Source organism: Nocardioides psychrotolerans (assembly GCF_900113685.1).
Lineage (GTDB): Bacteria > Actinomycetota > Actinomycetes > Propionibacteriales > Nocardioidaceae > Nocardioides > Nocardioides psychrotolerans.
In genome coordinates this window covers 204,011-215,888 of record NZ_FOQG01000007.1, presented here as the reverse complement: position 1 = coordinate 215,888, position 11,878 = coordinate 204,011, and the positions used below count along the sequence as shown (strand labels likewise).

Below are 11,878 nucleotides of genomic sequence, written 5' to 3'. Positions count from 1 at the left end.
GAAAGAAGACGCAGATGAAGAAGATCGTCCCGCTCACCCTCGCCCTCGGCGCTGTGGCGCTGGCCTCCGCTTGCGGTGGCGGTTCCGACTCCAGCTCCAGCGGTGGTGGGCTCGAAGGTCTGACCGGCACCATCGGCTCGAAGGACTTCTCCGAGCAGTACATCCTGGCCCACATCACCGGCGAGCTACTCAACGCGAACGGCGCGGATGTCGAGGTGAACACCCAGCTGGTGGGCTCGGCCAACGTGCGCCAGGCTCTCGAGAACGGTGACTTCATCGGTTACTGGGAGTACACCGGCACCTCGTGGATCACCTACAACCAGGAGACCACCCCGATCACCGACCCGCAGGAGCAGTTCGATGCCGTCAAGGAGGCCGACGCCGCCAACGGGATCGCCTGGCTCGACCCCGCGCCGTTGAACAACACCTACGCCTTCGCCATCCGGCAGGACAAGGCGGAGGAGCTGGGTGTCACGACGCTCAGCGATGTCGCCGCCCTCGACCCGTCCGAGCAGACCTTCTGCATCGAGAGCGAGTTCAGCACCCGTGACGACGGCTGGCCGGGTCTGAAGGGGGCCTACGGGTTCGGCGTCTCCGACGACGACCTGGTGATGCTCGACACCGGCGTGATCTACACGGCTACGCAGGATGGCAAGGACTGCAACTTCGGCGAGGTCTTCGCCACCGACGGTCGCATCAAGGCGATGGACCTGCTCGTCCTCGAGGACGACAAGAAGTTCTTCCCCGTCTACCAGGGAGCCCTCACCATGGACGCCGACGTGCTGAAGGAGTACCCGGAGATCGCCGACGTGATGGCGGAGGTCTCGAGCCTGCTGACCACCGAGCAGATGCAGGAGCTCAACGCCAAGGCCGACGTCGATGGCGAGGACCCCGAGGACATCGCCATCGACTGGCTGACCGAGCAGGGTCTCATCGATGGCTGAGTCCACCGTCGAGATCGGTGAGTCGTTCATCGGAACGGGCGCCAACGCCGCGCACATCAACACCGTGTTCGGTGACCGGAACGGTCCAGTCGGCACGGCCTGGGCGACGGCCCTGGCCACGCCGAGCAGTGGCCACGTGCCGTTCATGGCCGTGCTGAAGCCGGGGGTCCCCGTCAAGCCGGTGACCTTGTTCGTCACCAAGGCCGCACCCGCGAGTGACGAGCACGGGGTGATGATCTGGGGTCCCGCCCAGGCCGGTGTCGCCGGCGGGGTCGCGGACGCGGTCGCCTCCGGCGTCATCACCGGGGACGCCGTGGACGCCGGCGCCCTCGTGGTCGCCGTCTGGGTCAACCCGGCCGCCGACGATGCCGACGAGGTCTACCGGAACAACCGCGAGGCCACCATGACGGCGTTGACGAACGGGGCCCAGCGCCTCCCGAGCACCGATGAGGTGCTCGCCGCCCGGCAGGACCTGCACAACCCCTTCTACACCCCGCCAGCCTGACCATCCGCCGGGCCACCGCCCGCACCCCAGTGAGGACAAGCACGCCATGCAGCACACCCAACCCCCCCGGATCGGCTTCATCGGCCTGGGAAGTATGGGGTCCGGAATGACGAGGAACCTTCTCAAGGCCGGGTTCCCCGTGGTCGTCCACGACACCCGACTCGAGGTCCTCGAGGAGTTCGTCAGCCTGGGCGCGGAGGTCGGCGCATCTCCGGCGGCCGTCGCAGCCATCACGGACGTGGTCATCACCATGCTCCCGACGCCGGCGATCGTGAGCGAGGTCCTCAACGGGGCCGACGGGATCCTCGAGGGGCTGCCTGACGGGGGCACGTGGATCGACATGTCCACGTCGGTGCCCGCCGTGGCTGATGACGTGCGGCGACGCGGGGCCAACCGGGGCATCGTGGTCATCGACGCCCCGGTCAGTGGAATGTCCGTGGGTGCGGCCATGGGGCGGCTGCAGATCTTCATCGGGGGCGACGCCGACCACGTCGAGCGCTGGCGGCCGGTGTTCGAGGCGATGGGTGACCCCGAGCGCATCCTGCACGTGGGTCCGCACGGGGCCGGCTACGCCACCAAGCTGATGATCAACCAGCTGTGGTTCTCCCACCTGGTGGCGACGGCGGAGGTGCTGGCGGTCGGCGTACGAGCGGGGGTGCGCCTCGATGTCCTGCGCGACTCCCTGATCGCCAGCCCGGCGAACAGCACCTTCCTGGAGCGCGACGTCTTGTCGATCCTGAACGACGGCGACTACGACGAGGGCTTCGCGATCGCGCTGGCCTGCAAGGACCTGGGCCTGTCGATCGACCTGGCCCGGTCGGTCGGCGTCCCGGTCGAGGTCTCGTCGCTGGTGGAGCAGGTCTATCGCCGGGCCAGGGCCTCCTACGGGGACCAGGCCGGCGAGATGACCCCCTTCAAGCTCTACGAGGACCTGATCGGGCAAAGCCTGCGGCTCGACGGTCCTGTCGACGGCCCAGTCGGCACTCAGGCGGTCCCCGCATGAGTGCGCTCACCGACGAGGCGCTCCTGGCCTCGGTGCCCACCGGTCTTTTCATCGCCGGCTCCTGGGTGGAGGCCGCCGGGGGACGTACCTTCGACGTGGTCGACCCGGCGCGCGGGTCGGTCCTGCTGAAGGTCGCGGATGCCTCTGCGGAGGACGGGATGGCCGCCCTCGCCGCCGCCCACGACGCCCAGGAGTCGTGGGGCCGCACCGGAGCCCGCGTGCGCGCAGAGATCCTGCGGCGCGCGTTCACCCTGGTGACCGAGCGTGCCGAGGACTTCGCCAGGCTGATCACCTGGGAGATGGGCAAGCCTCTGGCCGAGTCCCGCGCCGAGGTGGCTTATGGAGCGGAGTTCCTGCGCTGGTTCAGCGAGGAGGCACCCCGCATCTCGGGGAGGTACATGACCGCTCCGGACGGAGTGAACCGGCTGCTTGTGCGCAAGCGCCCGGTGGGGCCCTGCCTGCTCATCACCCCGTGGAACTTCCCGATCGCAATGGCCACGCGGAAGATCGCCCCGGCCCTGGCCGCCGGGTGCACGATGGTGCTGAAGCCGGCCGAGCTCACCCCTTTGACCTCGCTGCTCCTGACCCAGGTGCTCGTCGAGGCCGGCGTCCCTGCGGGAGTGCTGAACGTCGTCACGACCACCAGCGCCGCCGAGGTCAGTGGACCGGTCATCGCCGACCCGCGCCTGCGCAAGCTCTCGTTCACCGGCTCCACCCAGGTGGGCCGTCGGTTGATCTCCCAGGCTGCCGACCAGGTGCTGCGGGTGTCGATGGAGCTGGGCGGCAACGCCCCCTTCATCGTCTGCGACGACGCCGACGTGGACGCGGCGGTCGACGGTGCGATCGTCGCCAAGATGCGCAACGGTGGCGAGGCCTGTGTCGCAGCCAACCGGATCCTCGTGCACCGCTCGGTCGCCGAGAAGTTCACCGCGACCTTCGCCGAGCGGATGGCGGGCTTCGTCGTCGGCCCCGGCAGCGAGCCGGGCACCACCCTGGGACCCCTCATCGACGAGCGGTCACGCCAGAAGGTGGCCACGCTGGTCGACGAGGCCGTCGCGGCCGGCGGGACGCTCGTCGTCGGCGGGGCGGTCCCTGTTGGTGAGGGCTACTTCTACCCGGCGACCGTCGTCACCGGCGTCACGGCTGACATGGCGATCGTGCAGGACGAGATCTTCGGACCCGTGGCGCCGATCATGGTCTTCGACGACGACGCCGAAGCGGTCCGCCTGGCCAACAGCACGCAGTACGGGCTCGTCGCCTTCGTCTACACGCGCGACCTCGATCGGGCGCTGCGCCTCACCGAGCGACTCGAGGCCGGGATGCTCGGCATCAACACCGGTGTCGTGTCCAACCCGGCCGCGCCCTTCGGTGGCGTCAAGGCCTCGGGTATGGGACGCGAAGGTGGAGCGGAGGGCATCGAGGAGTACCTCGAAACCGTCTACATCGGCATCCGCGACCCGTTCGCCACTGAGGAGCCCAGCTGATGGAGATCACCGACTTCACGCTGGACACCTTTTCGCTGGCGGGCAAGCGTGCGCTGGTCACGGGGGGCAACACCGGGCTCGGTCGCGCCTTCACCCTGGCCCTGGCCCGGGCCGGGGCCGACGTCTTCGTCCCCAGCCTCGCCCCGGACGAGGGCGAGACCGAGAAGCTCGTCACCGACTGCGGTCGCGCCTACGTCTTCGTCGAGGCCGACATCACCCAGGAGGGGGTGCCGGCCGCGGTGGTCAGCCAGTGCGTGGCAGACCTGGGCGGCGTCGACATTCTGGTGAACTCCGCCGGCATCTGCGTGCTCGCCGACGTGGCCGACTTCGACCGCTCCCACTGGGACCCCATGATCGCGGTGAACATGACCGCTGCCTTCGAGATGGCCCGTCACGCCAGCCTCGAGATGGTCCGGCAAGGCGCCGGCAAGATCATCAACGTCGCGTCGCTCTTCTCCTTCCTCGGCGGGCGGCAGTCGCCGGCCTACGCCGCCTCGAAGGCGGGGATCGTCGGCTTCACCAAGGCCTACTGCGATGAGCTCGCCGAGCACAACGTCCAGGTCAATGCCATCGCCCCGGGCTACTTCACTACCGCCATCACCATCGCGACCCGCGCAGAGCCCGAGACGAACCGACGCATCGTCGAGCACATCCCCGCCGGCCGGTGGGGTGACCCCGCCGACCTGATGGGCGCCACGGTGTTCCTCGCGTCCCGTGCCTCCGATTACGTCAACGGGCATGTGCTCGCCGTCGACGGTGGCTACCTCGTCCGCTAGTCGTCCGCTCCTGCACCGCCCCTCGCACATGCCTCCCCATCCCGAGAAAGGCCCCTTCCCGATGGTCAACTCCCGATCGACGATGAGTCGTGCGGACATCGTCCGTGCCGTCACCGACCTGCTCGGTGCCGACCAGGTGGACACCGACGCCACCCGCCTACGTGAGAGCAGCGTGGACAGGTTCCGCAAGTACACCTCGGTGCACGGGATCTACGACGGACCGATCCCCGCTGCCGTCGTCTACCCCACCTCGACCGACCAGGTCGCCCAGTTGCTTGACTTCGCCCACCGCGAGCGGGTGGCCGTCGTGCCCCGCACCGGTGGCACGAGCACCGAGGGTGGCCTCGAGACGGTCGTCGAGGACGCGCTCGTGATCGACGGGTCGCGGATGGACCAGGTCCTCCACGTCGACGCGGAGAACATGATGGCCACCACGCAGTGCGGCGTCCCCCTCCAGGACCTCGAGGATCTGCTGAGAGCGCAAGGACTGACCACGGGCCACTCGCCCCAGTCGAAGCCCATCGCCCAGATGGGCGGCCTGGTCGCCACCCGGTCGATCGGCCAGTTCTCCACGCTCTACGGCGCGATCGAGGACATGGTGGTCGGACTCGAGGCCGTGTTCCCGCGCGGACAGGTCACCCGGATCAAGAACGTGCCCCGCCGCGCGGCCGGACCCGACATCCGCCATGTGGTCATCGGCAACGAGGGAGCGCTCGCCTTCATCACCGAGGTGACGGTCAAGCTGTTCCGTTGGTATCCCGACAACACCCGCTACTTCGGCTTCCTGCTCCCGGACTTCGCCGCGGGGGTGGCGCTGCTGCGGGAGGTCGTCACTGCCGGCTACCGACCCTCGGTCGCCCGGCTCTACTCACCGGAGGATGCGCGCCAGCACTTCCCAGACCACCCGATGGACCAGAACCTCGTCGTGCTCACGGCCGAGGGTCCCACGCCCCTCGTGGAGGCCACCGCCACTGCGATCGAGGCCATGGCCGCAGCCGTCGAGCACCAGAGCATCTCGGAGACCGTGATCCGCGCCTGGTTCGAGTCGCTGAACTGGGGGGTGGACAAGATCGCGGCCGAGAAATCGGTGATGCTCGAGACGGCGCACCTGGGGTACACCACGGAGGTGTCGGTGGACTGGTCGCGCACCGCCGAGCTCTACGACGCCGTCATGACGCGGATCCGCACGACCTTCCCGCGGCTCGCAGACCTGACGATGCTGGGGGCGCACTCCTCGCACTCCTACCAGACTGGCACGAACCTGTACTTCGTCTACGACTACGCCATCACCTGCGAGCCGCGTGAGGAGATCGACCTCTACCACCTGCCGCTGAACGCGATCATCGTCGAGGAGGCGCTTCGGGTGGGTGGTTCCATGGTGCACCACCACGGCGTGGGAAAGTACCGCACGCCGTGGGTTCAGGAGGAGCACGGCAGCGCCTACTACGTGCTGTCCGGGCTCAAGCGGGTCTTCGATCCCCACAACATCATGAACCCGGGATCGGTCTACCCGATGGACGAGGACGGTCGAGCCGTCCTCACCGAGTCACCTGTGTCGTGACCGCGTACTTCCTCGCCGTCGACGGCGGCTCCCAGAGCGCCAAGGTCTCCGTCATCGACGCTGTCGGCACGGTCCACGCCTCCGGACAGGCGGCGCTCCAGCCCTACGAGCTCGGTCCGGACGGGCGCGCCGTACACCCTGGGGACGATCTGTGGGACACCCTCGCCGAGGCCTCCCGGCAGGCGCTCGCGTCGTTCGCCGGCGACCCGGGCGACATCGTCGCCGTGGGGTTGTGTGGGATCAGGTTCTGTCGAGCCATGGTGGATGCGTCCGGCCACCTGACCGAGCCGGTCCTGAGCTGGATGGATGCGCGGGTCTCCCTGCCGGTGACCGGTCTCGACCCGGAGGTGGCGACGCTGGCCAGCGCTGGTGGCTACCTGACGATCCGCCTGACCGGCAACAGACGCGACAGTGCTGCCAGCTATCTGGGGATGTGGCCGATCGATCCCGAGACGCGCCAGTGGTCGACCGAACCGGCAGAGGCGGAGCGGACGGGCATGCCGCTGGAGCTGCTCCCGGACCTGGTCGACCCTGGCGAGTTGCTGGGCTTGGTGAGTGCCGAGGCGTCGGAGGAGACGAACATCCCAGCGGGAGTGCCCGTCTACGCCACGGCGAACGACAAGGCGGTCGAGGCGCTCGGCTGCGGTCTGGTCGATCCAGGGACGGTGCTGTTGTCCCTCGGCACCTACATCGCCTCGATGACGGTCGGTGACGAGCTGACCTGCGAGAACGACGGCTACTGGGTCAACGCTGCGGCGATCCCGGGACGTCACCTCTACGAGAGCGGAGGCATCCGCCGCGGCATGTGGACCGTGACGTGGCTGACGAACCTGGTCAGCGGCGCAGAGCTCGCTCCCGTCGACCAGAGTGCTGCGCGCGACTGGCTCAACGCCGGGGCTCGTGCGGTGCCGCCGGGCTGCGGTGGGCTGATGACGATCCCAGACTGGCTGGCGCCCGGTCACGCCCCGCACCGGCGGGGCGCGATCATCGGGCTGGACGGCTCGCACGGGGCGCACCACCTCTACCGCTCGGTCCTCGAGGGGATCGCCCTCAGCATGCGGGTTCACACCGAGACCATGGAGTCCGCCCTGGGTCGCTCACCACGGCGGATGCTGGCCTCGGGCGGTGGCTCGCAATCCGACCTGATGATGCAGATCCTCGCCGACGTGTTCGGGCGACCCGTGGAACGAGCCGGGGTCAGCGACGCTGCCGGGCTCGGGTCCGCGATCTGCGCCGCGGTCGGCAGCGGCACCTACGCGACCTTCGAGGACGCGCTGGAGGCCATGGTCCGTGGTGGTCAGGTCTTCGAGCCTGACCCGGAGGCCCAGCGCCAGTACGAAAGGATCCTGGATGTCTACTCGGGGTTGACCGAATTCACCGACCCTATGTTCGAGCGCACGGCCGTCCTGGGGCGGTGACGAGCGCCTGGGCTGGCTAGGGATGCGCTGATCAAGGGGCCAGTTCGCCGAGGCGAACAGCACGTGCAGGTGGTCGCGGTTCTTCGCAATCCCGCGGTAGCCGACCGGAAGGTTCCCGGGCCTAAGAGTGATGCCAGGTGCGCGACATCATCGAGGTGTTGCTCGAGACCGCCGTGCGAACCGGAGAGGTGCTGGCGTCGCGGCGCCGCGACATCATCGCCGGGCGCCACGGGATGGTGGTGGACGTCAACGGCACCGAGGGCCTCCACGTCGAGCCGGATCAGACCATCGACCTCCGTGACGGGCCATGAACGTTGCGGCCTGGCGGTATCCGTTCGGATACTATGGCCAGATGGCTTCTCAGAGTCTTCTCGAGCAGGCTCGCGTGGCCGCGGGTCTCTCGCAGGCCGCCCTCGCTGAGCGGGCTGGAACCTCGCGTCCGACCTTGTCGGCCTACGAGCGCGGCAGGAAGTCGCCGACGCTCGACACGGCTGCGCGGATCTTGGCGGAGGCAGGGTTCGATCTCACGATCACACCCAGGATCGAGTTCCGCGACGTTGCTGTTGAACGCGGACGCCCGATCCAGGTTCCCACCGCCTTGCCACGACTGCCGTGCGATCGAGCGTTCGCGACGGTGGCACTGCCGCTACATCTGAGCTGGTCGGATCGAGGGCGACACTTCGACCTCCGCGACCGCAGGCAGCGGGCGCACGTCTACGAGATGGTCCTGCGGGAGGGCGGCCCCGGTGACGTCGTCACCTACGTCGACGGAGCGCTGCTCATCGACCTGTGGGACGAACTCGTGCTGCCACCTGGCATTCGGGCAGCATGGAGCTGCGTCGTCAACGGCGCGATCGACGTACGGATCGCGTAGTGGAGTCGGAACACCTCACGACCATCAGGTCGAGGTCGTTCGCATCTTCTTAGGTCTCGATGCCTCCATCGGCTATCTCGTCGCCGGGGGTGCCGCACTCCTGGCCAGCGACCTGATCGCGCGTCCAACCGAGAACCTCAACTCGTTCTGTCGCATGGTCGCAATCGCTCGGCGCAGGAGGTTCTTGTCGACCTTGCGATCGACTCACCCCCGCGCACGGCGCCGATCGTGACCATGCTCGGCCCCACGCTCGCGCCGTTGGAGCTGGCTGGCCGAAAGCTTCTCGCCCTCTTTGGTCGAGCCGAGGCTCGCGACTTCGCCGATGTCTACGTTCTCGCGCAACGATTCGGCAAGGACGATCTGCTGGAACAGGCCCAGGTGCTTGACGCAGGGTTCGACCCCCAGGTCCTCGCGCAGATGATGGGCACCCTCAAGCGGTTCGCCGCCGACGAGATCCCGCTTGCGGCAAGCGACCTCCCGCTCGCCGAGACGTTCTTCAAGGGGCGGGCAGACGAACTGCGATGAGTGGGCAAGATCCTGCAATTGAAGATGGGGGAGTCGACGTCGGCCCCATCCACGTCTTCGTAAGCGGCCGAGTGGCACACCGGCACGAGCTCTTCACCCCCACGCTCAGGACCTGACCGTGAACTAGCCCACCTTCGCCAGCTGGGGCAGCACGTAGGTGGTCGTCGACGCGCCGCTCGGCGGGGGCAGGATCGACGGCTGGGTGTCGCTGCCGGGCGACGGGTAGTACATCCGCATCATCGGCCGGATGCTCGTCGCCATCGACGTGCCGGCGGCGCCGTACACCGACTCGTTGTACGCCGTCGAGGGCGTCGGGAGCCAGTTGGTCATCGGCGCGCCGTCCGGCAGCGTGGGTGCGATCCAGATCGTCACCGAGCCGTCGGAGTTCGTCGCCAACCGGCCCGACGTGATCTGTTGCGAGCCGAGCTGGGACACCGGTTGGACCGGCCCCCACGTGAGGTCCAACGCATCGCCCGGGTCGTCGATCGGCACCACGTCTCCGGGCTCGCCGCCCGTCCCCTGGATCGGCACGGGGTGTGCCTCTGTCGCCTCCCATTCCTGCTGCCACGTCGTACTGACCTGGAATGTGTAGCTCGTGACGATCCCGTCGGCGGTGGTCTCGGTCGGCACGCTGGCTACGTAGTACGGCGTGTTGGGCTGCAGCCCGTACGCCCCGGCCGTCGACCCGAACAGCACGGGTGAGCTCTGCACCAGCGGGCCCCAGTCGGAGGGCGTGACCGTCACCGTGTCGGCGACGGGGTCCACCGCGGTGACGGCGAGGTCGGCGTCCGAGTAGGCCGTGTTGAGCACGCTGGCCTGGGGAATGAACGGCGCAGCCGCCTGGGAGGCGTCCGTCGCGTAGGCGTGGATCGACCAGAAGCCCTTCGGGTTGCCGTCGGGGCCGGTGACCATCGGCGGCAGGATCCCGTCGGCGGGCACGGGTGCGCCGTCGACCGGGGGCGTGAAGGTCAGCGTGTAGGTGTTGTTGCCGTCGAGGCCCTCCGCGACGCCGTCGGGGTCGACGTACTCGTTCAGCTGGGCGTACACAGCGTCCTCCGGGAGGTTCGCCGACCCGCCCGCGAGGACCACGATGGCGCGCATGAGGTAGCCCGCCGCGGAGTTCGGGTAGCTGCCGATGTCGTCGTTGAGGTAGCTCCAGTAGTGGGTGCTGCTGCTGACGCCGACCGAGGTCGCAGCTCGGGCGACCCGCTGCTGACCGAGCTCGAAGCCGTCCTGCAGGGCCTCCAGCTGGGCTTCGCCCCAGTTGCTGGGGACGCGGAAGCCGCGCTCGGTCAGGCCGAGTCGCGCGAACCGCTCCAGGGACTTCCGCTGGCCGTACGACGGGTACCGGTAGATCTTCTTCGCGCCGGGTTGCGCGATCACCCACGCCGGTAGCGCCTTCAGGGGCGTCCCGTTGAGCCCGGTGTGTCGGGTAGGCAGGGGGCTGATGCGCAGCGAGCGCCCCATCTGCTTGAAGAACGTCGTCGCCCGCGTGGGCGTGTTGTGCCACTTCTGGGCTGCCGCCTTCTGCTCGGCAGTGGGTGTGTACCCGGGTTCGAAGTAGCGGGGTTCATGATGACTCCGCTCGAAGCTACGCAGGCTCTGGAGCCCGAAGCCCGCGACGACGTGGTCGATGACCGACCGAGCCGACGCGGGGGACGCCGGGTCCACGAGGGTGTCGGCCCGGATGCGAATCAGCAGCCAGTTGAGGTTCGTGTCCATCGTCATCACCCGGTAGGTGAAGCCGTTGATGGTGACCTTCCGCCGATGTGCGTACTCCGACGTCGGGCCGGCGACCAGGTACGTCTGCGCGGTCGTGGACGGCGTGGTCCGGGTGCCGATGCTGCCTACCGTGTTGACGAAGCTGTCGAGGAGGTTGGCCACGTAGTAGTCGTCCTGCGACGGGGGCACCGTCAGGACGAGCTCGCGCGTGCGGCCACGGCTCGGGTCACCGCTCAGGTCGAGCATCGCGTTGAGGTAGACGACCGAGGCGTCGCCTGCGTTGGTCGCGTTGTTGTTCCAGGCGGCCGCAACCCTCCCACCGCCGAGCTTGTTGCGCGGCGCGGTCGCCAAGTAGTTGTAGCGCGAGAAGCGGTAGACGAACTCGGCCGGCAGGCCCCAGCGGTAGGCCTTGGCGGCCAGCGAGCGAATTCGTCCCGGGTCGGTCAGCGTCGAGGCGGGTCCGTGCGGGTCCGACGAGACAGTCGTGGGCTGCCGGCTCGTTGCGTGTGCCTCCGCGTGGGCCGGGAGGAGGAGCGAGCCGTTGAGGAGGACGGCCATCGCCATGACGACCGCCCTGCGTCGAAGGCAGGTCAGGGGCTCCGTGGGGGACATGCGTTGGCCTTCCGTCGACTTGGGATGAGACGCTCCACGCGACGGCGACGGTGTCCGACCTCGAGCTCGGACGTCATTCGGAGCACCCGACGAAAGCAGTGAGGCGACGTTAGCCCTAGCGCCCTCATCGGCGCAGCCGTCCGCGGATGTGGGCTAGTCAGTAAGACTTCCGCAACGTTTGGCAGGTTCCTGTGGACGAGGTTCACCCGCCCCCTGTCTCTGCAGCCTCATCACGGACACTCGCCGCCGTTAGGCTTCCGTCGCCACAATGATCGAAAATCTTCTCAAGCTCGACCCTTAGATGCCTCGACTTAGCCGTTGTTCCTCAGTCGCTACACGCTGGACGGCATGGATCTAGACGAGGTTGCAGAAGCGGTTCAGTCGGTGATGCCGAAACTCGGGGCTGACAGTGGTCCCGGCGTGTGCTCGGGCTCCGGTTCCGGCCGGCCCCTGT

11 protein-coding genes are annotated in these 11,878 nt (G+C 68.3%); 10 read left to right on the top strand and 1 reads right to left on the bottom strand.

Translation table 11 applies throughout. The features are described 5' to 3' along the window. The first annotated feature begins 14 nt into the window (after positions 1-14). The 10 genes from BM204_RS11005 (at position 15) to BM204_RS10965 (ending at position 9,090) form a co-directional block, all read left to right on the top strand. Positions 15-944 carry a glycine betaine ABC transporter substrate-binding protein gene (locus BM204_RS11005; protein WP_091113084.1) on the top strand — a complete coding sequence of 310 codons (930 nt, stop codon included), beginning with the start codon at positions 15-17 and terminating at the stop codon, positions 942-944. Next, complete coding sequence (gene fae, locus BM204_RS11000) at positions 937-1,449, top strand: formaldehyde-activating enzyme (protein ID WP_091113082.1); 513 nt, start codon at positions 937-939, stop codon at positions 1,447-1,449. Before BM204_RS11005 ends, fae begins: the two co-directional genes overlap by 8 nt. Continuing rightward, a complete protein-coding gene (locus BM204_RS10995; RefSeq protein ID WP_307725920.1) occupies positions 1,391-2,452 on the top strand; it encodes an NAD(P)-dependent oxidoreductase in 1,062 nt (353 codons plus the stop codon). Before fae ends, BM204_RS10995 begins: the two co-directional genes overlap by 59 nt. Then, a complete protein-coding gene (locus BM204_RS10990; protein ID WP_091113077.1) occupies positions 2,449-3,936 on the top strand; it encodes an NAD-dependent succinate-semialdehyde dehydrogenase in 1,488 nt (495 codons plus the stop codon). Before BM204_RS10995 ends, BM204_RS10990 begins: the two co-directional genes overlap by 4 nt. Further along, positions 3,936-4,712: an SDR family oxidoreductase gene (locus BM204_RS10985; RefSeq protein ID WP_091113075.1), complete on the top strand. Its 777-nt coding sequence runs from the start codon at positions 3,936-3,938 to the stop codon at positions 4,710-4,712. The genes BM204_RS10990 and BM204_RS10985 overlap by 1 nt, the downstream gene beginning before the upstream one ends. 82 nt (positions 4,713-4,794) lie before the next feature. Then, entirely contained in the window at positions 4,795-6,273 is a 1,479-nt protein-coding gene (locus tag BM204_RS10980; RefSeq protein ID WP_246166524.1) for an FAD-binding oxidoreductase, read from the top strand. After that, the gene (locus BM204_RS10975) at positions 6,270-7,691 is read left to right on the top strand and encodes an FGGY-family carbohydrate kinase (RefSeq protein ID WP_091113071.1); all 1,422 of its coding nucleotides are present in this window, start codon (positions 6,270-6,272) and stop codon (positions 7,689-7,691) included. Before BM204_RS10980 ends, BM204_RS10975 begins: the two co-directional genes overlap by 4 nt. 137 nt (positions 7,692-7,828) lie before the next feature. Continuing rightward, entirely contained in the window at positions 7,829-8,002 is a 174-nt protein-coding gene (locus BM204_RS22660; RefSeq protein ID WP_170259282.1) for a hypothetical protein, read from the top strand. Continuing rightward, the gene (locus BM204_RS10970) at positions 7,999-8,565 is read left to right on the top strand and encodes a helix-turn-helix transcriptional regulator (RefSeq protein ID WP_307725919.1); all 567 of its coding nucleotides are present in this window, start codon (positions 7,999-8,001) and stop codon (positions 8,563-8,565) included. Before BM204_RS22660 ends, BM204_RS10970 begins: the two co-directional genes overlap by 4 nt. A 147-nt stretch (positions 8,566-8,712) precedes the next feature. Continuing rightward, positions 8,713-9,090 carry a nucleotidyl transferase AbiEii/AbiGii toxin family protein gene (locus BM204_RS10965; RefSeq protein ID WP_143099726.1) on the top strand — a complete coding sequence of 126 codons (378 nt, stop codon included), beginning with the start codon at positions 8,713-8,715 and terminating at the stop codon, positions 9,088-9,090. Between the two features lie 123 nt (positions 9,091-9,213). Here BM204_RS10965 and BM204_RS10960 read toward each other — a convergent pair whose 3' ends face one another. Continuing rightward, positions 9,214-11,424, bottom strand: a complete 2,211-nt coding sequence (locus tag BM204_RS10960; protein ID WP_091113066.1) for a DUF1254 domain-containing protein — start codon at positions 11,422-11,424, stop codon at positions 9,214-9,216. Positions 11,425-11,878 lie beyond the last annotated feature (454 nt).

Bases quoted from the DNA above. Each gene is read 5' to 3' on its own strand.
- BM204_RS11005 (WP_091113084.1), top strand. From the start codon at position 15: ATGAAGAAGATCGTCCCGCTCACCCTCGCCCTCGGCGCTGTGGCGCTG.
- BM204_RS10970 (WP_307725919.1), top strand. From the start codon at position 7,999: ATGAACGTTGCGGCCTGGCGGTATCCGTTCGGATACTATGGCCAGATG.
- BM204_RS10960 (WP_091113066.1), bottom strand. From the start codon at position 11,424: ATGTCCCCCACGGAGCCCCTGACCTGCCTTCGACGCAGGGCGGTCGTC.
- BM204_RS10990 (WP_091113077.1), top strand. From the start codon at position 2,449: ATGAGTGCGCTCACCGACGAGGCGCTCCTGGCCTCGGTGCCCACCGGT.
- BM204_RS10980 (WP_246166524.1), top strand. From the start codon at position 4,795: ATGAGTCGTGCGGACATCGTCCGTGCCGTCACCGACCTGCTCGGTGCC.
- BM204_RS10985 (WP_091113075.1), top strand. From the start codon at position 3,936: ATGGAGATCACCGACTTCACGCTGGACACCTTTTCGCTGGCGGGCAAG.
- BM204_RS10995 (WP_307725920.1), top strand. From the start codon at position 1,391: ATGAGGTGCTCGCCGCCCGGCAGGACCTGCACAACCCCTTCTACACCC.
- fae (WP_091113082.1), top strand. From the start codon at position 937: ATGGCTGAGTCCACCGTCGAGATCGGTGAGTCGTTCATCGGAACGGGC.